This is a genomic window from Rhodococcus oxybenzonivorans, from assembly GCF_003130705.1.
Lineage (GTDB): Bacteria > Actinomycetota > Actinomycetes > Mycobacteriales > Mycobacteriaceae > Rhodococcus_F > Rhodococcus_F oxybenzonivorans.
Genome location: NZ_CP021354.1, coordinates 4,824,087 through 4,846,974 on the forward strand (window position 1 = coordinate 4,824,087; position 22,888 = coordinate 4,846,974).

Genomic DNA, 22,888 nt, shown 5'->3' on the forward strand with positions numbered 1-22,888 from the left:
TCTCACGGCGACCGAAGTTCGACAGTGTCGCCCGGTACACTCGTCTGGTGCCGACGCGTCGTCGCGCCACTCACGCACGGGCAAATTTGCCCGCAGCCGGTGGCGGAGAACACTTCTCGAGATGAACTGTACGCGACCCTCACGCCTGGAGCGGACCGTTGATTTCGCAATTGGAGGCACATTCCCGAGTCCGTCCACAGGACCCACCACAGGATTACATTCGCCGTGCTCGCATTGGGAGTTGCGGTGTATTCCATGCTGCAATCCCTGGTCGCACCTGTGCTGCCGACCATCACGGTGAACCTCCACACCACACAGAACACGGTGACGTGGGTGCTGACCGCCTACCTCCTTTCTGCCTCGATTTTCACTCCGATCCTCGGACGGATCGGGGACGCCGTCGGCAAGAAGGAAGTGCTGCTCGTGGCGCTCGGCGCTCTGGCACTCGGCTCCTTGCTCTCCGCACTCGCCGACGGAATCAGCACCATGATCGTCGCCCGCGCCATCCAGGGCGTCGGCGGCGGCATCTTGCCGCTGGCGTTCGGCATCGTGCGCGACGAGTTTCCCCGCGAAAAGGTCTCCGACGCCATCGGTCTGTTCGCCGCTTTGACAGCGGTGGGCGCCGGCTTGGGGATGGTAGTGGCCGGGCCGATCGTGAACTTCCTGGACTACTATTGGCTGTTCTGGCTGCCCATGATCATGGTGCTGCTGGCCGCCGTGCCACCGTTGTTCTCGTCCCGGAGTCGGTTTAACGCAATGGATCCCGAACAAGTGTGCTGCCCGTAGTTCTGCTGTCGGCGTGGTTGGTGTGCCTGTTGCTGGCCTTGTCGAAGGCATCGGACTGGGGGTGGACCTCCGGCATAGTAATCGGATTACTCCTGGGTGCCCTGGCCCTGGCCGTGGGGTGGTACTCGTCGAAGCGAAGGTGGCAACGCCCCTCGTCGATATGCAGATGATGCGCCTGCCTGCGGTGTGGACGACCAACCTCGTCGCACTTCTGGTCGGGGCGGGAATGTACGCGTTCTTCGGGTTCGTACCCCAGTACGTGCAGACGCCCTCGACCGCCGGGTACGGATTCGGAGCGAGTATTGCCGAGTCCGGGCTGATCTTGCTGCCCTTCAGCGTGACGATGTTCGCGGTGGGACTCGTCTCCGGCCGACTCGCCGCCCGCGTCGGATCCAAGGCAGTCGTTATCGGGGGCACCGCCACCGCCACCGCCGTTGTCCCGTTCGTCCTGCTCGTCGTCGCCCACGATCACAAGTGGTCGCTCTACACGGCTACCGCAATTATGGGTGCCGGTTTCGGCCCCGCCTTCGCGGCTATGGCGAGCCTCATCGTCGACGCGGTCCCCGCGGAGCACACCGGTGTCGCCTCGGGCATGAACGCTGACATCCGCACTATCGGTGGCTCGATCGGCGCCGCCCCCATGACCAGCATCGTCAACGCCGGGGGCCGACGGCTTGCCGCGGGAGGAGGGTTACACCCACGGCTTCGCCGTGCTTGCCGGCGTCACCGCGCTTGCTGTGCTCGCTGCCTCGGCCATCGCGGTCACCCATCGCGTCGGAGCATCATCCGCGAACGCACCGTCTCACCTCGAGGTGAGTGCAGCTCGCTCAGTATCTCCGGCCGTGAGGTAGGAACAAGACCTGCCGTGGATTCAGGGTCACTCGCGTAGCGAGCCCGTAGTCGCGGCGGCGGTGACCTCGGCGCCCAAGTGGGACAGGGCTTCCGGTAGCGTCCCACCGCGATGCGCCACCGTTCGAGCGTAGAGCCGCCCGGCGCGGTACGACGAGCGCACCAGCGGCCCGGACATCACACCCGCGAATCCGACCTCCTGAGCGAACTCGGCGTGACGAACGAACTCTTCGGGTTCGACCCAGCGCTCCACCGGATGGTGCCGCTTCGAAGGACGCAGATACTGCGTGATCGTAATGATGTCGCACCCGGCCGCGTGCAGGTCGGTCAACGCCTCGGTGACCTCGTCGGGTGTCTCCCCCATTCCGAGAATCAGGTTGGACTTGGTGACCAGGCCCGCCTCGCGGGCCTTCGTCAGCACCTCCAGCGAGCGCTCGTAACGGAACGCCGGCCGGATTCGCTTGAAAATCCGAGGTACCGTCTCGAGGTTGTGCGCGAGCACCTCCGGCCGGGCACCGAACACTTCACCGAGCTGGTCGTCCTGAGAGTTGAAGTCAGGGATCAGCAACTCGACTCCCGTATCCGGGTTCAGTTCATGGATCTCCCGGACCGTCTCGGCGTAGAGCCATGCGCCACCGTCTGAGAGGTCGTCACGGGCGACACCGGTAACAGTGGAGTACCGCAGCTTCATGTGCCGCACGGACTCTGCGACACGACGGGGCTCGTCACGGTCGAGTTCGGCGGGCCGGCCTGTATCGATCAAACAGAAGTCGCAGCGCCGGGTACATTGCTCACCACCGATGAGGAACGTGGCCTCACGGTCTTCCCAGCACTCGTAGATGTTCGGGCAGCCGGCTTCCTCACATACCGTGTGCAGGCCACCGGACCGCACGATGTCCATGAGTTCCGTGTACTGCGGCCCGATTCGCGCCGTGGTGCGGATCCACTCGGGTTTGCGCTCGATCGGAGTCCGGGCGTTGCGGACCTCGAGTCGAAGCAGCTTACGGCCTTCCGGAGTGATCGTCATTCGTGTTCTCCCCTCCGTTCGAGCTAGTGTCCGGCGAAGTCATGGCGCCTTGCTCAGGACGGTTCGGAGCGCGTCAAGAACACTCGGGTCATCGATAGTCGATGGAACGTGATCGTCGATGCCGTCGGCGATCCCGCGCATCGTCTTACGGAGAATCTTTCCCGATCGCGTCTTGGGCAGAGCCGGGACCACGGTGACCTGCCTGAGTGAGGCGACAGGACCCACCTGGTCGCGCACCATCTCGACCAGTTCGGTGCGTAGTTGGTCCTCGTAGTTGTCCGCGCTGGTGTCCACGCCCGCCTTGAGTACGACGAACCCCCGGGGCACCTGCCCCTTCACCGCGTCTGCGGTGCCAATGACGGCGCACTCTGCTACATCGGGGTGGGAGGACACGGCCTCTTCCATTGCGCCGGTCGACAATCGATGTCCGGCAACGTTGATGATGTCGTCGGTGCGGCCCATGACGAACACGTAACCGTCGGAGTCGATCCGCCCTCCGTCGCCGGTGAGGTAGTAACCATCGAATGCAGAGAGGTAGGACCGCACGAACCGGTCGTCGTCCTTCCACAGCGTAGGTAGCGCACCCGGCGGCATCGGCAATTTCATCACGATGGCACCGTCTTCACCCGCCGCAACCGGTACACTGTCGGTACCGAGAACTTGGACGTCCCAACCGGGTAGAGGGCGGGTCGGCGATCCCGGTTTGATCTCGAGCAACTCGATTCCCGCCGGGTTGGCGACGATCGGCCAGCCGGTTTCGGTCTGCCACCAATGGTCTATGACCGGGATGCCTAGCAGATCCGATGCCCAACCGAAAGTTCCCGGGTCCAGCCGCTCGCCGGCAAGGAACAGATACTTCAACTCCGACAGGTCGAATTGCTGCGCGAATGCGCCGTTCGGGTCTTCCTTCCGGAGAACTCGCAAGGCCGTCGGCGCAGTGAACATGGTGCGGACCCCGTACTCGGAGATCACTCGCCAGAATTGGCCGGCATCGGGGGTGCCCACCGGCTTGCCCTCATACAGCACGGTCGTCGCGCCGGCCAGCAACGGCCCATAGACGATATAGGAATGGCCGACCACCCAGCCGACGTCGGATGCGGTGAAAATCGTTTGCCCCGGCCGAATATCGTACACATTCGGCATCGACCACGTCAGGGCCGTGGCGTAACCACCACAGTCGCGTACTACCCCTTTGGGCTTTCCCGTGGTTCCGGAGGTGTACAGCACGTACAGCGGGTCGGTGCTCTTCACCGGGACAGGATCGGCCGGAATCGCCGACTTCATGGCCTCGGCCCAGTCCACGTCGCCAGAACCCATCACGGCCCCGGCCTGAGGGCGCTGCAAGATCACGCGCGCGCCCGGACTGTAAGAAGCAAGCTCGATTGCTCTGTCCAGCAACGGCTTGTACTCGATAACTCGACTGCCCTCGATTCCGCAGGAAGCCGACACTATCGCGGCCGGCTCGGCATCGTCGATGCGTGCGGCGAGCTCCTTCGCGGCGAATCCGCCGAAGACCACCGAGTGCACCGCCCCCAGCCTGGCGCACGCCAGCATTGCAACCACAGCCTCGGGAACCATCGGCATGTAGATGACGACCCGGTCGCCTCGGCTCACGCCGACCCCGCGCAATACCCCGGCGAACAGTGCAACCTCGTCGCGCAACTGCGCGTAGCTGTAGGACCGCTTCGTTCCGGTGACAGGCGAGTCGTATATGAGCGCTGCGCGGTCGCCGTGCCCGGCGTCGACATGCCGGTCCAGTGCGTTATACGCCACGTTCAGCTCCCCGTCGGGGAACCAGCGGTAGAACGGCGGGTTCTCGTCGTCGAGGGCGACTGACGGAGCGCTGTGCCAATCCAGTGCCTGTGCGGCTCGCAACCAAAACCCCTCGCGGTCCGTCACACTCGACCGGAAGACCGCCTCGTAATTACCCACTGTGTCCACCTTTCAGACTCGGCCCCGGCGGCGCATTCCGTACGGCACATGGCCCAGCACACCCGGACAGGTGCGGCTGGTGGGCGCACGGCCAACCTGCGATTAATATGCCATATTGCATGACAAAACTCAATGGGCTGGCCGGGGCGAACCCGCTCCGCGTACCGCTTTGCCCCAGTAATCCTGCGTCGTGATGCGTAGCCGCCACTACCTCTCGGCAAAATACTGTGAATGCTATAGACGCGTCCACTCAATTTGCATAACCTATGGCATGCGTCACCGCATATGCGTCTGTGTCCCGCAGTCGGCTGTAAGGACCTACCCGAGGGCCGTGGTGCGCCGCCGTCCAGATGCAGGCCTGACCTCTGAGCCCATTCCACGATCGATCACCACCGCAGGCCGAAACAACATGACAACGTCCCGACCAGTACGGGCCCTACTTCAGGATCGCCATGAAAATTATCGAAGACTTGCATAGCGCGCCGATGAGCCGCTTCCAGGTCGTTGCCATCTCTGTCGCACTACTGCTACTACTCATGGATGGTTACGACCTCGCAGTCATGGCCTTTGTGGCACCGAGCCTTTCCGAACAGTGGACCCTCCCCGCAGACAGCTTGGGATACCTCATCAGTGCCGGCTTGTTCGGAACAGCCGTCGGCTCGATCGTTCTTGCACCCATCGCCGATCGGATCGGCCGTCGGCCACTGACATTGGCGTGTCTCGTGATCATCATTGCCGGACTGGTGGGATCTGGCTTCAGCACGAACTTCGAGTTGATGTTCGCGTCCCGGGTCGTCACAGGACTGGGCATCGGCGGCTTGGCAGCCACGCTCAACGTCCTTGTTTCCGAGATGAGCTCGAATAGGCGACGTGGCTTGGCCATGGGTGTCTTCGCAGCGGGATTCTCGATCGGGGCAACAGTGTGCGGAATTGTCGCTCGCTGGATGATCCCGGCCTTCGGATGGCAATCGATGTTCTTCGTCGGAGCCGCCGTCACCATCGCGCTACTGCTGGTCTGCGTCCGGCTTCTCCCCGAGTCGCTGGAATTTCTGTTGACCAAACAACCGCCGAGCGCCCTTGAACGCGCCAATTCCATCCTCGACAAGATCGGTATGTCGCAGTTGTCCGAGCTGCCGGCTCCGGACAAGACCGAGTCGATCGAAGGAAGTGTGCGGGAGGTCCTCTCCAGGACCATGATCATCCGCACGATCCTCTTGTGGATCGGCTATGGGTGCCTCGTCGCCGGATACTACTTCTTCAGCACCTGGCTGCCCAAGATCATGGCGACGACCACTGGGGACAAGACCATTGGCATCACCTTGGGGACCATCGCCAACTTCGGCGGCATCCTGGGTTGCCTCGTCTTCGGCGTCCTCACTTCCTACTTTGCGATTCGCAAGGTATTGATCACCATGCTGACCGCAGGCGGAGTGGCTTGCCTCGCGTTCGCTGCGGTCCTCGGGCAAACGGGACTCGCCATGGTTGTCGCTGCCCTCATCGGGCTTCTGCTCATGGGCGGCATTGTCGGCTTCTACACCCAGCCCCACGCTGTCTATTCGCCCCGAGCGCGCGCCACCGGAAACGGATGGATGATCGGTATCGGGCGATTGGTGTCCATCGCGGCGCCCGTTGTCACCGGATACTTGATCGCCGCGCATTGGACACCGGCAAGCCTCTTCGTTGCGTATTCGGTCCCGCTCTTCGTCGCGGCTCTGTGCATTGTCACGTTAGGCATGGCATCCAGACGTCCGGGCATGGGGAGCATGTCAGAGGTATCGCCCGCCCCGGCGGAGACACGCTGACACCCGTTCGATACCGGAGGAACAAGACTGAGGGCCAGGGTCACCGATCGCACAGATCGGTGACCCTGGCCCTGGCCATTGCCGCGCAAAAGACACCTCGAACGAGGCGTGAGTCTCATTCGAGGTGTCCTTCCGATATTCAGAAGCGAGGCTTGTTCACGGGTCGCTCTTGAATCTCAGCACCGGTGCCCCCTCACCGACGGTGTCGAACTCGGCCGTCACTCTTTGCCCGATCTCCACGTCGGTGGCGCTGCCGCCGTCGGCATTCAGCAGGTTCGTCAGGACCCTCGGCCCCTCATCGAGTTCCACGTAGGCGAGGACGTACGGGGAGGTCTTCGCAAAGGCACCCTCACCTCGGTGAACCGTGGTGTAGCTGTGCACCACACCCCTGCCGCTGGCCTCTTGCCAGCGGACCTCGCCGGTCATGTGACGGGGGCAGAACGGCCGTGGCGGCCATATCACCGCTCCGTCCTCGGGGCATTTACTGAGCATCAGTCGATTTTCCGCACCACCCTCCCAATACGGTTCGATGCCAGGCTCGACGGCGAAGGCTACTTCAGGAAATGGCTGCGGTCGTGGATGGATCACGAGTCCTCCTGCCCGAGAATGAGGGTCGCGCTACCCATGCGGGTACCGAGCCAACCGCCGGTGCCGTGGACCAGCGCGATATCGCAGTCCGGCACCTGAACTACGGGGGTCGCGTCACCACGCAACTGGCGGACGGCCTCGATAGTGCGCGTCATTCCGCCGCGGTTCGCGGGATGGTTGTTGCAGAGTGAACCGCCGTCGGTGTTGAACGGCAGCGCGCCGGTCGAACGGAGTGTCCCGTCCGTGACGAACCGCCCACCGTAGCCCTTTGCGCAGAAGCCGAGGTCTTCGAGGGTCATGATGACGGTGATGGTGAACGAGTCGTAGATCGACACGTAGTCGATGTCGGCGTGTGAGACGCCGGCCTCGGCAAAGGCGCGTGGGCCGGACCACACTGCGCCCGTGTGGGTGAGATCGATGCCTCCGAGTTCGGTGTGCTTCGTGGCCTCACCGGCGCCGAGCACCTTGACCGTCCTGCGCGACAGGCCGGCCGCGACTTCTGGCGATACCACGACCAGCGCGCCGCCTCCGTCGGTGACGACGCAGCAATCCATGCGGCGCAGTGGATCCGCAACGAGGGGGGAACCGAGCACCTCCTCGATGGTGACCGGCTTCTGCAGGAAAGCCGACGGATTGTGTTGGGCGTGCGAGGCGGCGGCCACCTTGACTTCGGCCAGCTGCGCTGCCGTAGTGCCGAACTCGTGCATGTGTCTGCGGGCGGCGAGCGCGTAGGACGAGGGATTGCTGTGCCCGTACGGTGCCTCGAACGGGTGCGCCGGCCCCGCTGACGGGGGTGTCCTGCGCCCGGCCGACCGTGGGCGGCCGCCCATGGTGATCAGCGCGACCGTGCATTTACCTGCCGCGATCGCCTGCGCCGCATGGCTCACCTCCGCGACGTATGTGGAGCCGCCGAGGTCGGTCGAGTCGATGTGCCGGGCGGCGAGTCCGAGGTGATCGGCCATTGCGATCGGTCCGCCGGGAGCGTCACCGGAGCAGAAGTAGCCGTCGACGTCGGTGAGTTGCAGCCCCGCGTCGGTCAGAGCGCCGATCGCGGCCTCGACATGAATCTGCGCCGTCGAAGTATTCGGCAGGATACGGCCGGGATGCTCGTAGGCGCCGGCGATGAACGCCGCGCCTCGGATGGTCACCGTCCCGCCTCTGCATACCCGGATTCGTGGCCGCTCATGCTCGCGGCCCTCCGGCAACGTAGATGATCTGGCCGTTGATGTACCCGGCGTCCTCACTCGCGAGTAGTGCGATCGCGTTGGCAATATCGATCGGCTGAGCAACCCTGCGCATCGGATTCGCTTCCGCCACAGTCTTTTTGTAGGTCTCGAAGTCGCGCCCCTGCCGCTCGGCGGTTTGACGGATCATCGGCGTTTCGACGAAGCCGGGGGCAACGGAGTTGACCGTGATGCCGAACTGACCGAGTTCGATGGCGTGAGTCTTGGTCATTCCTTGCAGTCCGGCCTTCGCCGCCGAGTAATTCGTCTGCCCGCGATGGCCGAGTGCTGCGACGCTCGAGAGATTGACGATGCGGCCCCACCGGTTTTCCACCATCGAGGCCTGTGCCGCGCGGGTGAACAGAAAGGTGCCCTTCAGATGGGTATCGATGACTGTCGTCCAGTCGTCGTCACTCATCTTGAACAGCAGATTGTCCCGCAGCACCCCCGCGTTGTTGACGAGAACACCGATGGGGCCGAGTTCGCCGAGGGTGCGCTCGACTGCGGCGGTCACCTGTCCGGGATCGGAGACATCACAGCCGATGGCGATCGCCTTGCCACCTTCGGCGACGATGTCGGCAGCCACCGATTTCGCTTTGTCTTCGGCCAGGTCGACGACGGCCACCGACGCACCTGCTGTAGACAATCGCTGAGCGGTGGCGGCGCCGATCCCCTGTGCGGCGCCGGTGATGATCGCAACGCGACCGTTCAGGTTCACCATGAGTTACTCCTCTTGTGCTGGAAAGCACGAGCCGCATCGCTCGTGCTCATCGAAAATCGAAACGGCCACGGTCGAGGACAGTTCGCCCCGCACCGTCGATCGTTCGGAACCGGGCGCCGTTGTCATCGCGCCAGATGGCAGTCCGAAGTTTCTCGCCCGGCAAGACGGGCCGGCTGAAGCGGGCGTACATGCCATCTATGCGGGACGTGTCGCCGTCGCACAGTGTGCCGAGGAGGGCGCGGTGGACGACACCGTAGGTGCACAATCCGTGCAGGATCGGGCGGTCGAAACCTGCCCGGGCCGCGAACGTCGGATCGGAGTGCAGCGGGTTGCGATCACCACTGAGCCGGTACAGAAGTGCCTGGTCGGGCCTGGTCGGCGTGGCCAGGAGATGGTCCGGTTCGCGGTCCGGATCTCTCCAGTCCGCGGCAGCGGGCTCCCCTGCGAGGCCGACTTCGTCACGAATGAAGTAACCCAGCCGACTCGTCCACAGCGCCTTTCCGGTTTCGGCGTCGCATGCGTGCGCCGAGATCACGACGAGCGCACCCGTGCGTTTGTCGTGGATCCCGTCCAGTCGGGCCTCGACCGTGGCGGCTCCCTCGATTGGGATCGTGCCGTTCATCTCGATCTGCTGGTCGGCGTGGAGCAGCTTGGACCGGTCGAACTCGCCGATCGGAATCCGCCGCAGAATCCCGCTCTGCGCGAGTACGACACCGAACGTCGGCAACACCTGCTGGTCGACTCCGGTCGTGTTTTCGGTGGTCAGTGCCAGCTCGTCGAGCGGATCCGCCTGTCCGGCGCCAACTCCCAGCGCATAGAGGATGGCGTCTTCAGCGGTCCACGTGACGGTGAAGGGTTCGGCCCGGAAGCCGATCGCGTCGAGGTTCAGCGGCATCGGTCAGCGCCCCGTGAACTTCGGTGTGCGCTTTTCCATGAAGGCGTCGATCCCCTCGAGTAAGTCCTGGGAACTCATCGTCTCTGCCTCGTAGGCGAAGGACAGTTCCAGCACCTCATGGGCGCGCAACCGCATCACATGGTTGAGCGACCGCTTTGTCCCCTGCACAGCCAACGGCGGCAAGGCCGCGATTCGATCGGCAAGTGCCCGGGCCGCGGGGAGCACTTCGTCTGCGGTCTCGACGAGATCCGACACCACACCGAGCGCCGCGGCATCTTCGGCCAGCAACGGGTCTCCAGTCAATAAGTGTCGCTTCGCCTTCACCATGCCCATCGCTGACGGCCACATGACGACGCCGCCATCACCGGCCACCAGGCCGATCGCGACGTGGGAGTCGACGATCCGGACACCCCGAGCGGCGACGACGGCGTCACACGCCAGCACGAGCGTCGAGCCCAGACCGATGGCGTGACCGTGCACGGCCGCCACTACCGGCACCGGGGTGTCGAAGAGGGTGTCGATGAGTCGGCGGCCGGCGTCGGTTCCGCGGTGAATGGCGACGACGTCACCGTGTTTCGCCTTCATCATCGCCATGTCACCACCGGCGGAGAACACTTTCCCTTCCGCGCCGAGGACGACACAACGCGTCGAGCCGTCATTCGCGACGGATCGCAGGGCGTCGATCAGAGCGTCGCGAAGCTCGTCGTCGACGCGGTTGAGCAGGTCTGGACGGGCGAGCATGATGTCCGTTCGCCCATTGTCGTGGGCCGTGACGGTCAGAGGTGACGTACTCATCGGGATACTCCTCCTCTTAGCGCAGGACGCCGTCGGCGCGCAATTGGGCGATGCGCTCGGAATCGAACGCGAGAAGATCGTGCAGCACATCGTCGGTGTCGGCGCCGAGTAACGGCGCCGACAGCGCCCTGCCTGCCGACTGACCGCCGAACTTCCACGGCACGACGTAGACGTCGGTATCGCCGAGGTAGAGGTGCGGCACCGAGACGGTCAGTTCGCGTTCCTTCGCCCACGACGAGCTGGACATATCCTCGTAGGACGCGACGGGAGCGGCGGGAATACCCTCTGCGAGAAGCGATTCGACGAGGTCCTCGCGGTCACGCTCTGCGCTCCACTCGGCGATGGCCGCCTCGAGTTCGGCTCGGCTACGCACTCGTTCCGCAGCGTCGGACCAACGCGGGTTCGACGCGAACTGCGCCTCAGACGCCACAGCGACAAAGGCAGACCAATGCTCGTTCCGCACGCTCAACGCAACCCAACGGTCGTCGCCCTTACAAGGAAAGTGCCCGTGCGGGGCGAAACGCGAATGTGTGTTGGCCGGAACTTCAATGTGCGGTTCGAGCTGTGCCTGAATGATCGGTGCAGGCAGTACACAGAGCAGTGCCTCGATCTGCGACAGGTCGATCCAGGCGCCACGCCCGGTCCTGCGACGACGAACCAACGCAGCCAGCAGAACAGTCAGAGCGTGCCCGGCAGCATTCGGATCACCCAACGCCGGTGACAGGCTGCCGACGATGTTGTGCTCGTCGTAGCCGATCAACGACTCCATGCCCGACATCGCGGCCATGATCCCGGCGTAACCTTTCATGGTCCGCAACGGGCCTTCCTGCCCGGCCATCGACATCGACAGCATGACCACCGAGGGATTTCGCTCCGCGAAATCTTCGTAGGAGAGGCCGAGGCGGGCCAGCGCTCCCGGTCGCATGTTCTCCACGACAACGTCGCACTGCTCGACCAGGTCGAGCAATACGACTCTGCCCCGCTCGTCCTTCATGTCGACGGTGATGCTGCGCTTGCCGTGGTTCATCTGGTTGAAGTAGGGCGTGGCCTCGTGCTCGGGTCCCTCTACTTCGACACCACCTCGACGGGCCTTACCGCGGAGTCGTCCGGTATCCATGTGGCCGCCGTGCTCAACCTTGATGACCTCGGCACCCAGGTCGCCGAGCACCGAGGTGGTCAGCGGTCCGGACCATACCCAGCTCAGGTCCAGCACCCGCAGGCCCTGGAGTAGGCGGCTGGGTTCCTCCGCACTGCCGGTGACCTTCCACTCGCGCGTCCCCGTCGCTCCACTCGACAGTTCGTGGAGGTGCCACGGGACTGTGGCGGAGCGGACATCCTTGTTCGCGGTGTCACCGGAGAGGAAACCGCGGAAGGCGAACTGTTCCTCGTCCAAGGCTTCGCGCATCGATCGAATCGGTGCTACGGCAAGGCCGCGCTCACGGCCCATGACCATCAACTCGTCGATCGTCTGTGCCCGGATCCACGGCTCGAGGTACGAGTCTGCCTCGTCGGCATGCGCTCTGGCCACCACCCGCGGATCGGTGAACTTCTCGTCGCGGCTCCAGGCGGGGCTCCCCATCGCCTCGAGCAGAGCACCCCACTCGCGCTGGTTTCGGCACATGAGCACCACATGACCGTCTTTGCATGGGAAGATGCTCGCCGGGTACACCCCCGCCGAGCCGGGAGGCCGTGCACCGTCGCGGGTCCAGGGGCGCTCGTAGGGCAGGAAATTCGCGGTGATCATTCCGACGTAGTACGCAAGCACGTCACGGCCGGCAACCTCGACGCTACGCAGGTCGCGATTGGCCGGATCGGCGAGGAGCGCCGCGAGCCCGGCAGCAGCTGCGTACAGTGCGGCCTGGAAGTCCGCAAGGTCGAATGGCAGTGTCAGCGGCGGCTTGTCGGCATCGCCGATCGACCAGCTCACCGCAGACCAGGCGCCGGTGGTGAGACTGTCACTCGGGATCGGATGCCCGTCGACGATCGCACCATCGACACGGACCACGATGGGCGGCGAGGCCATGTCACCGGCCGCGGCAATACATGCCGACGCCCACTCACACCACGCCGAGTCGGCCGAGTCGGTCTCCACGACGAGGAGGTCCGCCGCGGCGACGACGTGCGCAGGGTCGGGCAGCCCGGCGGTGTCGTGCACCTGCTTGCCCTGGTGGAACCATCTCTCGGTGACGTCCGCTGTCTCGCCGACAGCGGCAATGTCGAGGCGGGGTCCATAGCGGGTAACCGCGGCACCGAGGACGGAGAAGAGCCGTCCCGCGTAAGCGCCGGACGCACGGGACGAAACCTCGACCACACGGATCCCGTCGAGCAGGGTGCCGGTCGAAAGTGAGTGAACAGCATCGCTGGGTTGAGGCACGGTGCAATCTCCTTAACAGTCGCAGGAGAGTATTCCATATTGCATGCCAAGATGCATAGTCCCATCCACCCGCTTTGACGAGATCTAGCCCGCATACAACAGCACACCACGCCCGCGTCATCGCGACGCGGACGTGGTGCTGTTCGAGCGGAACAGCTCAGTGCGCCATCACCAATTCGCCCTCCGAAGGTTCCAGAGCTGCATTCGGCACCAGGAACGCCGCGATCACCGCACCGGCCACGAATATTCCGGCACCCCACGTGAACGTGGCCGTATAGCTGGCAACGTGGGCCTGCGCCACGGTCAGCGGGCCGGGCTGGTGCGAGGTCAGGTAGTCGGTCATCGCCGATGCGGCGACGGTAGTCAGTAGCGCCGTGCTGATCGAGCCACCCACCTGCTGGCTGGTGTTGATCAGCGCCGAGGCGACACCAGCATCCTCGTGGTGCACACCTGCGGTCGCGCCCTGGAACGCGGTGGTCATCGCACCACCGAGGCCGATACCCAGCAAGACGAGGCCAGGCAGGACGTCGGTGACGAAGCTGCTGCCCAATTCGAGCTGCGTCAGCCACACCATGCCGACTGCGGAAACCAGGAAGCTACTGCTGATGACAATTTTCGGACCGACCCTGGGCAACAGCAGCGACGGCACCGTGGTCGACGAGAGAACGATGCCCGCGACCATCGGCAGGAACGCCAGACCTCCCTCGATCGGCGAGTAGCCCAAGCTGACAATCAGATAAAAGGTCAGGAACAGGAAAATCGAAAACATTCCCATGCCCATGACGAACACCGCCAAGAACGAACCACCGCGCGTGCGGTCCAGCACCAGTCGCAGGGGCAGCAGCGGATGTGTGACCCTCGCCTCCAGCCAGACGAACACCGCGAGCAGTACGACTCCGCCGATCAGGCACCCGAGCGTGACCGGGTCGGTCCAGCCGGATGATTCGGCGTGCGCGAATCCGTAGACGATGGCGAACAATGCGGCGCTCACCACGAGGGTGCCCGGAATGTCGAGCTTGGGCCGCTCGGTGGTGACATGCTTGGCCAGCAGCAGCACCGCACCGACCAGTGCGACGGCGGCGAATCCGACGTTCACGAACATCACCCAGCGCCAGGACGCCCATTCGGTCAGCATCCCACCGAGCAGCAGACCGATCGCGGCGCCTGCACCGGACAACGCACTGAAAATGCCGAAGGCTTTCGCTCTTTCGGACTTTTCGGTGAAAGTCACAGTGAGCAGGGAGAGCGCGGCAGGGGCCAGCAGAGCACCGAAGACACCCTGGCCGACACGTGCCGCGACGAGGATCTCGAAGTTGCCGGCCGCGCCACCCACGACAGACGCGGCCGCAAATCCGATCAGACCGACTACGAAGGTATTACGCCGGCCGAACAGGTCACCCAGTCGGCCCCCGAGTAACAGCAGGCTGCCGAACGCCAGCGCGTAACCGGTGATGACCCACTGCCGGTCGCCGTCGCTGAAACCGAGGTCCTGCTGGGCAGCGGGCAGCGCGATGTTTACGACAGTCGCGTCGAGCGTCACCATGAGCTGAGCCACACCCAGCACGACAAGCACCCACCAGCGCAAGGCGTGCGAGCCGCGACGGCCTGCTTTGTCTGAGGCAGGTGCCCCAATCGTGGTAGTCATGTGTCCCCTTTTTGCTGGTCGACTTGAGAAACCGATCTGTTTCCATCGAGGAAAACAGATCGGTTTTCAAAGTGCAACTCGAGGGGTAGCCTGTTGCCTATGACCAACGCAACAACGCCCTCGTCTGCGGCGGGTGCCGGTGCCGTCTCCTCGCGCGACCGGTTGCTCGACGCCGCAGCGAAGCTGTTCTACGAGCAGGGCGTCCACATCGGCGTCGACGCTGTGTGCCGAGCGGCCGGTGTATCCAAGCGGTCGATGTACCAGCTGTTCGACAGCAAAGATGACCTGGTCGCCGCCAGCCTGCTCGAGCGCACGGCACCGGACTATCAGGGCTCACTGTTGCCGGCCGACGACGACCGTCCGCCGCGGGCACGGATACTGCACGTTTTCGAACGATTCGAGGACCTGGAACGGACACACGAGTTTCGTGGATGCCCGTTCGTTGCGGCGGCCGTCCAAGTCAAGGCGCCCGAGCATCCGGCGAGTGTGGTCGCCCGTCGGCAGAAGGACAAGCTGACCGCATTTTTCGAGCAGGAGGCCGAGCGCGGCGGTGCGAACGACCCCGCCCGGCTGGCCCGACAGCTCACTCTCGTATTGGACGGAGCCAGCGCCCGCTCCGTCGTTCAGGCAGAGCGCCTCGACTGCCTGGCTGTCGAGACCGCCGGCACACTGCTCGACGCCGCGGGCATCGTCGATTCCCCCACCTGATCAATCGTCACAGACACGAGTTCCGGGCGGGGTTGTGGCGACCGTCAGACCTCATCGGAATCATGGCGGTACCCGTCTCGAACCGCGGTGAGGGACAGGTTGTATCCCGACCGAGACCGGGCACTGCCCAGTCATGGCGTCGGCAGTCCGCCGAATGCACTGAGTAACAGTGTCCGAAGCCTGTATGCAGTCGATCTGATGGGAGGGGTCGGTCAATCCCAGACACCGTCTACCACACCTGGAGTGTCAGATAAGGTTTAGCATCAGCCCCGGCCCATCCACCTACTTCACAAGGCCAAGCAGCGCGGACGCATCTCCGCGGTGCTCGCGACTGTCTCCACCCCGCGCACCCGCCTCGAGCACCGCGACGATTTCGGAGTCGACCAAAGGTCAGCGACTCCACCCGGTATTCGTTGGGCAAGATTTCCGTGTCCACCAAGCCAGCGCGTTCGGATCGGCACCACGAATTCGAGCTCCCACCGCGGCTTCGGACTGAGCAATCGGCGGAATCGTCCGCGCCAATCTATGCACACCATTAACCACCGTGCAGACTCGGGAAATCGCGTTGCGCAGCGCAAAAGCAGTCTCGGCAACGTTGTCACTGGTGGGCGCAGTTTCGCTCGGCCGTGGGCCGTCGCCTCGCCTGCGCCCTTCCTCTAACTGCCAAATCGACGAGGGCGTCGATCTCGTCGATGACGCGTCGTTCTGGGTTGCGGGCGGGACTATCTTCGGTCATGTGGGATACCTTTTAGTTATTGCTGTGCGATGATCGCCGGTTTACGCCGGTGTGGGAATGCCCAGTGCCTTGACTCTTAATATCAACGCGGGCAACCGCACCGAGCTCGCCCGCTCGATGACCAGCGCGAGGCGATCAGAAAGACCGGTAATGTCTCCCTCCACGAACCTGGACCGGTGTCCCCCCGCCGGACCGGCCAGAACGCAGGGTCGTGTGCAAGCTCTCGACCGCACCTCGCGCGAATGAACCGCGCGTGGAGGGGACGCATCGGCTGAGCGGCTGCTCCAGTCAGCCGCCCGAGACCTGAAGCTGAATGCGATCCACTCCCGAGCGGCCGACAGCGACGAGTGCACCACAGACGAGGACTCAACCTGATCGTCTAAGGGTCGCCGTCACTCGACGCGCTCATGGATTACCTTATGCGGCCCGGTCGGTCCCAGCCATCGCGGTACAGTCTTCCACCTGCCGGCGATGACGGCGTCAGGCGTTTTTCTTCTTCTGTTTGAATGCCGTCACCGCCGACACCACCAGCGTCGAGGGATTGGCATGGTCCGGGAAGCGCGACTGCATGTGCGCGACCAGTTCGCGTGCGTTCTCCAGACCATCGACGTTGGCCACGAATTCCTGCAGGTATTCACGCGTTTCGTCGATGCACGCGGCCGGGTCATCGAGTTCGGGGCGCTTGTGTCCGGCGACCACCGTGGTGGGGTTCAGCGAGGCGAGGTAATCGACGCCGGCGATCCAGTTGGGCCAGTCGTTCCGGTTGGTCATTGCCAGCATGGGATTGACACCGTTGTAGACGACGTCTCCGGCGATCACCGTCTGCAGGGTAGGGATATGGATGATCGCGGTGGGCGAGGTGTCGGCTTGCTCGATCTCGATGGCCCGCATTTCCGTGCCATCGACGGTGAGGACCAAGTTGTCGAGCGGTTCGGGTACCGCGGCGTTGTCGAGGGCCTGCCCGCCGAAGAAATCGCGGACGTAGGCGCGATCACTCTCGAGGTTGGTGGCGATGGATTTCGCCACGGCCGGTACTGCGACCGCGCGGGCTTCCGGGAACCTCCCACACAAGGAGCGACTGCTCCGACAGGGCATGAGCGAGTTCTATGCCCACGGTTTCAGCGGCACGACCGTCGATGCCCTACTCCATTCGACCGGCGTTCCGAAGGGATCGTTTTACCACCACTTCGGGTCCAAAGAGGCGTTCGGCCGAGCTGTACTGGAGCGATATTGTTCCTTCCAGATGGACTTGCTCGCCTCCTGGGCAGTTCGCCCCGGACTCGGCACGGTGGAGAAACTGACCGGCTATTTCGACGCAATGGCCGACGGTTTCATCGACTCCGGGTTTCAACGGGCGTGCTTGGTCGGCAAATTCTCCACCGAAGTAGCCGCCACTTCCGAGTCCTTTCGGCACCACCTCGACGAAGACCTTCGAATCTGGCACTCCAGCCTCTGCGACATCCTCACTCGAGGCCAAGCCGACGGAGATGTCCGGGCCGATCGGAGTCCCCAGGAACTGGCCGACGCACTCCTCGCCCTGATTCAGGGCGCATTCGTGGTGGCGCTGTCGACCCGCAATGCCGAATCACTACGGTCCGTCTGCGCGACCATCCCGGTCATCCTCACCTAAGCCATCTCGATCGGCGTGTGGACGCGGCCGCCGACATCCGACCCAGTCGCGGACCCGCAAGAACCCGCACAATCAGCGGCTGGATGGCGGACACATCAGCGCACTCGCCGCGAGTAAAACCGCCTCTCCAACCGACAGCTGCGGTCAGCCCCGGGCAGCATGCCGCTGCATGCACAGCCGAGCGTTGGAGCCATGACGCGATCCCCTCTGAACACCTGCGCCGTCAATGAAAATGGGCGGATTCAACCGCACCGCTTCACGCGCCGAGCCAGTGACGCTTCAGCTCACCATGTCCATGCGACCCTAGACACGTGGCGATTCTTTTGCATATGATCGTGCACACACAACGTGTTTAGCCGTGACTCTGGACACGCACTCGACACCCCTATCACCGGTGTGCACCGGTTGATCGAATGAGGAGCAGCTGCATGGGACGACTGGAGAACAAGGTCGCGTTAGTAACGGGTGCCGCTCGCGGACAAGGCCGGTCGCACGCCGTGCGACTTGCCGAAGAGGGGGCGGATATCGTGGCGATCGACATCTGCGCGCCAGTCGCAACCGTGCCGTACGACTCTTCCACGCCCGACGATTTAGCGATCACTGTCGAATTGGTGAAGGAGACGGGGCGGCACATCATTCACCGCGAGTGCGATATCCGAGATCTGGCGGGACTCCAGCTAGTGGTCGCCGACGCAGTCGAACAACTAGGTGGCATCGACATCGTCGTGGCGAACGCCGGAATAACGAGTTTCGCACCATCCTGGGAATTGTCCGAAGAGCAATGGCAGGAAATGGTCGACATCAACCTCACCGGCGCATGGAAGACGACGAAGGCTGCGATTCCATCGATGATCGAGCGAGGAAAGGGCGGGTCCATCATCTTGACCAGCTCGATCGCAGGAGTGATCGCCTTTCCGAACCTCTCGCACTACACGGCGGCAAAGCACGGCGTCACAGGTCTCATGCGAGCACTGGCGATCGAACTCGCACCCCACAACATTCGGGTAAATTCCGTACATCCGACGAATGTCAACACACCGATGATCAACAACTCGTCCGTCCTCGAGCTCTTCTTTCCACACCTCGACAATCCGACACAGGCAGAGGTGGAGGCAGGTTTCACTCCAATGCAAGCGTTGCGTATTCCGTGGCTCGAGCCCATCGATGTCAGCAACGCTGTGGTCCACTTCGCCTGTGACGAATCGCGTTACGTCACGGGAACTACACACGTCATCGACGCCGGAGGGACGGCGCCCTTCAAGATCCCCAGCCTTTGATCCGAGTTTGGCGCCGAACGGCACCTCCGGCCGAGGGTGTTCACTGGATCGCTCCCGTGAGTACGCAGCTTGCGAGCTGCCTGACACCGGCCAGGATCTCTGCCTCAGGAAGTTCACTCGACTACCGAACCGTCGGAAGATCGTTCCCTTTCCCACGCCGGCACTGAGCGCCACATCGTCCATCGAGACCCTCGCCCCACCGTTGTGGCGTAGCAACGGATCAGCGGCCGCAAGGATCGCCAGGCGGTCTGCAAGAACTGAACGGACCGATGGTCCGATTGATGAGAGGACAGTATGTCAACGCTAGGCATCATCGGCAGTGGCAATATCGGGTCTGCGATAGCGAGGCTTGCCGTCGCCGCAGGCATCGATGTGACTATCGCGAACTCACGGGGGCCGGAAACCCTCGCCGATTTGGTTGCGGAACTAGGGCCGCGGGCCACGGCGGGCACGGCAAGCGAAGTAGCAGCCCTGAGCGATCACGTAGTGGTGTCCATCCCCCTCCAGAACTACCTGCAGCTCCCCGCAGAGCCACTGGCTGGGAAGGTGGTACTGGACACGATCAACTACTACCCGTATCGCGACGGCCGGATCGCCGAGCTGGACTCTGAGCAGACTACGACCAGCGAATTGGTTCAAGCCCATCTCGTCGACGCCCACGTGGTGAAAGCTTTCAATAACATTCTGGCGCACCACATTCCCGTTCTCGCCCGACCGGCTGGTGCCGACGACCGCAGCGCATTGCCGATTGCCGGTGACGACGCTCGCGCCAAGGAGATTGCGGCGTCCCTGATCGACCGGTTGGGCTTCGACGCCGTCGATGCCGGCAAGCTGGCGCAGGGTTGGCGATTCGAGCCCGAGACTCCTGCCTATACCCCGGCCTACGCAGCAGACCCGGCATCGCTCGCAGAGAACTTCCAGACCGACCCCGGCATTGCACTCTCCGCCGATTCTCTCCGCGCCCTACTGGCCGATGCTCACCGTCCACCGGTGGCGGACCGGGAGTTCTGATCCCAGGGGCCTGGTTGACACATTGTAGGATGTGTCTCACTATCGATACATGACCGCGAATGTGTCGAGCAGCGTGTCCTTCGTGCCGAGGTCGGGTGACTCGTGGCGCGACCCGTGGCAGATGTACGCGCAGTTGCGCGACCACGACCCTGTGCACCACGTCGTTCCTGAGGACCACCCGGAGCACGACTACTGGGTGCTGTCCCGGTACGCGGATGTCTACGCTGCCGCGAGGGACGCGGGCACGTTCTCCTCCGCTTCCGGACTCACCACCACCTACGGCGAGCTGGAGAAAATCGGGCTGCAGGACAACCCTCCCCTGGTGATGCTCGACCCGCCCGATCACACCGCGTTCCGGCGGCTGGTGTCGAAAGGTTTCACACCACGCCAGGTCACCGCCGTGGAGCCCGCCGTCCGGGAATTCGTGGTGCAGCGGATCGAGCGGCTCCGCGAGATCGGCGAGGGCGACGTGGTGAAGGAGCTGTTCAAACCCTTGCCCAGCATGGTCGTCGCCCACTATCTCGGGGTTCCCGAAGAAGACCGGGACCGGTTCGACGGCTGGACCGAGGCGATCGTGGCGGCCAACGCCCAGGGCGACACCCTGAACGCGACCGTGGCGATCACCGAGTTGATGACGTACTTCTCCACGCTGATCGAGGGTCGTCGCACCGAACCCGTAGACGATGCGATCTCCCACCTCGTCGCCGGCGGGATGGGCGCCGACGGCGACGTGCAAGGTTTGCTGTCGATCCTCGGATTCGCCTTCACGATGGTGACGGGCGGCAACGACACCACCACCGGAATGCTCGGCGGGGCAGTGCAATTGCTGACGGAGCGCCGCGACCAACGGCAACTCCTCATCGACCGCCCCGAACTCATCGGCGATGCCGTCGAAGAACTCCTGCGTGTGACGTCGCCGGTGCAAGGCCTCGCCCGCACCACCACGAGGGACGTCGAGATCGAGGGCACCGTTATCCCGGAGGGGCGAAAGACGTTGCTGCTGTACGGTGCAGCGAACCGCGACCCGCGCCAGTTCGGGTCCGACGCCGAAGAGGTCGACGTGCAACGACGACCGAAACAGATTCTGACGTTCAGTCACGGGGCCCACCACTGCCTCGGGGCGGCCGCTGCCCGAATGCAGGCACGCATCGCCCTGGAGGAGCTGCTCGCCCGCTGCCCCGACTTCACCGTCGACATCGATGCCGTCGTCTACGCGGAAGGCAACTACGTGCGCCGCCCGACGGGTATCCCGTTCACGGTGCGCGGATCGTGACCGGGGACTGGATGCGCGACGAACGTCCCCGCGTCGCCGCCGAACGCATCCTCGATGTTGCGGCCCAGTTATACGTCGAGAACGGTATCAACGCCGTCGGGATGGCCGAGGTTGCCCGGGCCGCAGGGTGTTCGCGCGCCACCCTCTACCGTTATTTCGACAGCCGTCAGGCTTTGCAACTCGCCTTCGTCCATCGCGAGGCCCGCCGCATCGGTGCGCTGATCGCACAAGACGTCTCGGGAACCGCCGACCCGCAGAACGTGATTGTCGAGGCGATGCTCACGGCGATCCGGCTCGTCCGCCGCGACCCCACCTTGGCCGCCTGGTTCCAGTTGGGCGACTCGGGACTTGCCGCACAGATTGCGCACTCGTCGGAGGTCATCGAGTCGCTGGGCGCCGCCTTCCTCGGGCAAGCGGGAGTCGGTGGCGAGGAGACGTCACGCCGGGCACGATGGCTCGTCCGCGCCATCGTCTCGCTGCTCACCGTTCCCGGAGTCGACGACGACGATGAGCGCGCCATGATCGAGCAGTTCGTCGCGCCGGTCATCACCGGCCCGCGCGAACGGGACGTTCGTTCGATCTGACGCAACGAACGTCCCGTTCGCGCGGTCGGGATGGGGGCAGGGCAGGGCAGGCCTTGGGTGGACTGGTACGGAATCCGAGGGGATGTGCGCACCAACGCTTATGATGCGTCGGAAGCGCGTCCCCCACCGAAGGAGTCGTGATGTGCTCGCCACGGATCATGAACCACGTGTACGGAGCGATCGAGGGCCGCGGCCCGCAGATGACTCGTCGTGCCATGTTCGGGGCGTTGGGTGCGGCGGCGCTCGCAGCGTCCACGTCAGGTTCGGTGTCCGCTGCGCCCGTGCCGCAGGTGGCGCCGCCTGCGGGGCCGATCGTCGATCTCACGCACGTACTCCGGGCCGGCTTCCCGGTCTGGCCTGGCGCGCAGGGCTTCGAGATGCGAAATCTGGCGCAGATCGGCGGTGGCACGGGATCACTGGGGTCGCTCGCCCCCGGCGCCGCAAGTGTGTTCTACAAGAACGAATTACGCCTCGACGAGCACACCGGCACCCACATCGACGCTCCGGCCCATGCGAGCGCGGGCGGCATCACGGTCGAACAGATTTCGCCCCGCGACCTGGTGGCACCGATCGCTGTCATCGACATCGCTGTGCGTGCGCACACGGACAACAACGCCCTGTTGACCCGGCAGGACATTGTGGACTGGGAGTCCGACCACGGCACGCTGCCCGACCGCTGCCTCGTGGCGATGCACTCGGCGTGGGCGGATCGCGTGGGACAACCAGGAGCATTCGTCAATGTGGACGCCGCAGGCGTCCAGCGGACACCCGGATTCGACCCGGACGCCGTCGACTTCCTCCTCCGCGAACGCGACATCGTCGGGCTCGGCTCCGACACCCTGAGCATCGACGCCGGGCGCAGCACCACGTTCGGCGCTCACCTCGGCGCGTTGGGCGCCGGCAAGTACGCGGTGGAAGTGCTCGCCAATCTGTCACAGATACCGCCGGCGGGCGCCACCGTCATGGTCGGCGCACCTACCCATGCCGGTGGGTCGGGTGGACCGTGCCGAGTCCTCGCCTGGGTCTGAACCC

General features: G+C 64.2%; 20 protein-coding genes and 1 pseudogene. 10 read left to right on the forward strand and 11 right to left on the reverse strand.

Annotated elements, in window-relative coordinates; genetic code table 11:
* Positions 1-225 precede the first annotated feature (225 nt).
* Positions 226-786 carry an MFS transporter gene (locus CBI38_RS39235; RefSeq protein ID WP_230989923.1) on the forward strand — a complete coding sequence of 187 codons (561 nt, stop codon included), beginning with the start codon at positions 226-228 and terminating at the stop codon, positions 784-786.
* Positions 787-925: 139 nt separating this feature from the next.
* Positions 926-1,675 (forward strand): MFS transporter, encoded by a 750-nt coding sequence (locus tag CBI38_RS39240; protein WP_230989924.1) that lies wholly within the window; start codon positions 926-928, stop codon positions 1,673-1,675.
* On the opposite strand, the gene lipA is transcribed toward CBI38_RS39240, so the two are convergent.
* Both lipA and CBI38_RS22575 read right to left on the reverse strand, forming a co-directional pair.
* Positions 1,664-2,662: a lipoyl synthase gene (lipA, locus tag CBI38_RS22570; RefSeq protein ID WP_109332382.1), complete on the reverse strand. Its 999-nt coding sequence runs from the start codon at positions 2,660-2,662 to the stop codon at positions 1,664-1,666. The genes CBI38_RS39240 and lipA overlap by 12 nt on opposite strands.
* 39 nt (positions 2,663-2,701) lie before the next feature.
* On the reverse strand, positions 2,702-4,594 hold the full coding sequence (locus CBI38_RS22575; protein WP_109335278.1) for a propionyl-CoA synthetase: 1,893 nt from the start codon (positions 4,592-4,594) through the stop codon (positions 2,702-2,704).
* A gap of 452 nt (positions 4,595-5,046) precedes the next feature.
* Between CBI38_RS22575 and CBI38_RS22580 the strand changes: the two genes are divergently transcribed.
* Entirely contained in the window at positions 5,047-6,396 is a 1,350-nt protein-coding gene (locus tag CBI38_RS22580; protein ID WP_109332386.1) for an MFS transporter, read from the forward strand.
* A 156-nt stretch (positions 6,397-6,552) separates the two neighbouring features.
* Here the strand turns inward: CBI38_RS22580 and CBI38_RS22585 are convergent, their stop codons facing one another.
* The 7 genes from CBI38_RS22585 to CBI38_RS22615 all read right to left on the reverse strand — a co-directional run bounded on the left by CBI38_RS22585 (position 6,553) and on the right by CBI38_RS22615 (position 14,637).
* A complete protein-coding gene (locus tag CBI38_RS22585) occupies positions 6,553-6,984 on the reverse strand; it encodes a Zn-ribbon domain-containing OB-fold protein (protein WP_257792434.1) in 432 nt (143 codons plus the stop codon).
* Positions 6,981-8,132 (reverse strand): thiolase domain-containing protein, encoded by a 1,152-nt coding sequence (locus tag CBI38_RS22590; protein WP_109332387.1) that lies wholly within the window; start codon positions 8,130-8,132, stop codon positions 6,981-6,983. The genes CBI38_RS22585 and CBI38_RS22590 overlap by 4 nt, the downstream gene beginning before the upstream one ends.
* A 34-nt stretch (positions 8,133-8,166) precedes the next feature.
* Positions 8,167-8,928 carry a 3-oxoacyl-ACP reductase FabG gene (gene fabG / locus CBI38_RS22595; protein WP_109332388.1) on the reverse strand — a complete coding sequence of 254 codons (762 nt, stop codon included), beginning with the start codon at positions 8,926-8,928 and terminating at the stop codon, positions 8,167-8,169.
* Between the two features lie 46 nt (positions 8,929-8,974).
* Positions 8,975-9,823, reverse strand: a complete 849-nt coding sequence (locus tag CBI38_RS22600) for a MaoC/PaaZ C-terminal domain-containing protein (protein WP_109332389.1) — start codon at positions 9,821-9,823, stop codon at positions 8,975-8,977.
* A 3-nt stretch (positions 9,824-9,826) separates the two neighbouring features.
* A complete protein-coding gene (locus CBI38_RS22605) occupies positions 9,827-10,618 on the reverse strand; it encodes an enoyl-CoA hydratase/isomerase family protein (protein ID WP_230989925.1) in 792 nt (263 codons plus the stop codon).
* 16 nt (positions 10,619-10,634) lie between these two features.
* Entirely contained in the window at positions 10,635-12,992 is a 2,358-nt protein-coding gene (locus tag CBI38_RS22610) for a CaiB/BaiF CoA-transferase family protein (RefSeq protein ID WP_109332390.1), read from the reverse strand.
* Positions 12,993-13,149: 157 nt separating this feature from the next.
* Positions 13,150-14,637 (reverse strand): MFS transporter, encoded by a 1,488-nt coding sequence (locus tag CBI38_RS22615; protein ID WP_109332391.1) that lies wholly within the window; start codon positions 14,635-14,637, stop codon positions 13,150-13,152.
* 99 nt (positions 14,638-14,736) lie between these two features.
* Between CBI38_RS22615 and CBI38_RS22620 the strand changes: the two genes are divergently transcribed.
* Positions 14,737-15,345, forward strand: coding sequence for a TetR/AcrR family transcriptional regulator (locus tag CBI38_RS22620; protein ID WP_109332392.1), 609 nt, complete (start codon positions 14,737-14,739; stop codon positions 15,343-15,345).
* 1,216 nt (positions 15,346-16,561) lie between these two features.
* Here CBI38_RS22620 and CBI38_RS22625 read toward each other — a convergent pair.
* On the reverse strand, positions 16,562-17,107 hold the full coding sequence (locus CBI38_RS22625) for an MBL fold metallo-hydrolase (RefSeq protein ID WP_204164800.1): 546 nt from the start codon (positions 17,105-17,107) through the stop codon (positions 16,562-16,564).
* Between CBI38_RS22625 and CBI38_RS22630 the strand changes: the two genes are divergently transcribed.
* Complete coding sequence (locus CBI38_RS22630) at positions 17,094-17,711, forward strand: TetR/AcrR family transcriptional regulator (protein ID WP_230989926.1); 618 nt, start codon at positions 17,094-17,096, stop codon at positions 17,709-17,711. The genes CBI38_RS22625 and CBI38_RS22630 overlap by 14 nt on opposite strands.
* Positions 17,712-18,139: 428 nt before the next feature.
* Positions 18,140-18,988, forward strand: coding sequence for a mycofactocin-coupled SDR family oxidoreductase (locus CBI38_RS22635; protein ID WP_109332412.1), 849 nt, complete (start codon positions 18,140-18,142; stop codon positions 18,986-18,988).
* Between the two features lie 126 nt (positions 18,989-19,114).
* Here CBI38_RS22635 and CBI38_RS40145 read toward each other — a convergent pair.
* Positions 19,115-19,267, reverse strand: a pseudogene (locus CBI38_RS40145) (helix-turn-helix domain-containing protein); the annotation flags it as partial.
* 15 nt (positions 19,268-19,282) lie between these two features.
* Between CBI38_RS40145 and CBI38_RS22645 the strand changes: the two are divergent.
* The 4 genes from CBI38_RS22645 to CBI38_RS22660 all read left to right on the forward strand — a co-directional run bounded on the left by CBI38_RS22645 (position 19,283) and on the right by CBI38_RS22660 (position 22,884).
* Positions 19,283-19,999 carry an NADPH-dependent F420 reductase gene (locus CBI38_RS22645; protein ID WP_109332413.1) on the forward strand — a complete coding sequence of 239 codons (717 nt, stop codon included), beginning with the start codon at positions 19,283-19,285 and terminating at the stop codon, positions 19,997-19,999.
* A 49-nt stretch (positions 20,000-20,048) separates the two neighbouring features.
* On the forward strand, positions 20,049-21,272 hold the full coding sequence (locus CBI38_RS22650) for a cytochrome P450 (protein ID WP_109332414.1): 1,224 nt from the start codon (positions 20,049-20,051) through the stop codon (positions 21,270-21,272).
* Positions 21,269-21,856: a TetR/AcrR family transcriptional regulator gene (locus CBI38_RS22655; protein WP_109332415.1), complete on the forward strand. Its 588-nt coding sequence runs from the start codon at positions 21,269-21,271 to the stop codon at positions 21,854-21,856. The genes CBI38_RS22650 and CBI38_RS22655 overlap by 4 nt, the downstream gene beginning before the upstream one ends.
* A 140-nt stretch (positions 21,857-21,996) precedes the next feature.
* Positions 21,997-22,884 (forward strand): cyclase family protein, encoded by an 888-nt coding sequence (locus tag CBI38_RS22660; RefSeq protein WP_109332416.1) that lies wholly within the window; start codon positions 21,997-21,999, stop codon positions 22,882-22,884.
* The last annotated feature ends 4 nt before the right edge of the window (positions 22,885-22,888 follow it).

What these genes read in the sequence shown, in the direction of transcription:
- lipA (WP_109332382.1), bottom strand. Translation starts at nt 2,662, where the DNA reads ATGACGATCACTCCGGAAGGCCGTAAGCTGCTTCGACTCGAGGTCCGC.
- CBI38_RS22580 (WP_109332386.1), top strand. Translation starts at nt 5,047, where the DNA reads ATGAAAATTATCGAAGACTTGCATAGCGCGCCGATGAGCCGCTTCCAG.
- fabG (WP_109332388.1), bottom strand. Translation starts at nt 8,928, where the DNA reads ATGGTGAACCTGAACGGTCGCGTTGCGATCATCACCGGCGCCGCACAG.
- CBI38_RS22600 (WP_109332389.1), bottom strand. Translation starts at nt 9,823, where the DNA reads ATGCCGCTGAACCTCGACGCGATCGGCTTCCGGGCCGAACCCTTCACC.
- CBI38_RS22605 (WP_230989925.1), bottom strand. Translation starts at nt 10,618, where the DNA reads ATGAGTACGTCACCTCTGACCGTCACGGCCCACGACAATGGGCGAACG.
- CBI38_RS22615 (WP_109332391.1), bottom strand. Translation starts at nt 14,637, where the DNA reads ATGACTACCACGATTGGGGCACCTGCCTCAGACAAAGCAGGCCGTCGC.
- CBI38_RS22620 (WP_109332392.1), top strand. Translation starts at nt 14,737, where the DNA reads ATGACCAACGCAACAACGCCCTCGTCTGCGGCGGGTGCCGGTGCCGTC.
- CBI38_RS22630 (WP_230989926.1), top strand. Translation starts at nt 17,094, where the DNA reads ATGGATTTCGCCACGGCCGGTACTGCGACCGCGCGGGCTTCCGGGAAC.
- CBI38_RS22635 (WP_109332412.1), top strand. Translation starts at nt 18,140, where the DNA reads ATGGGACGACTGGAGAACAAGGTCGCGTTAGTAACGGGTGCCGCTCGC.
- CBI38_RS22645 (WP_109332413.1), top strand. Translation starts at nt 19,283, where the DNA reads ATGTCAACGCTAGGCATCATCGGCAGTGGCAATATCGGGTCTGCGATA.
- CBI38_RS22650 (WP_109332414.1), top strand. Translation starts at nt 20,049, where the DNA reads ATGACCGCGAATGTGTCGAGCAGCGTGTCCTTCGTGCCGAGGTCGGGT.
- CBI38_RS22660 (WP_109332416.1), top strand. Translation starts at nt 21,997, where the DNA reads ATGTGCTCGCCACGGATCATGAACCACGTGTACGGAGCGATCGAGGGC.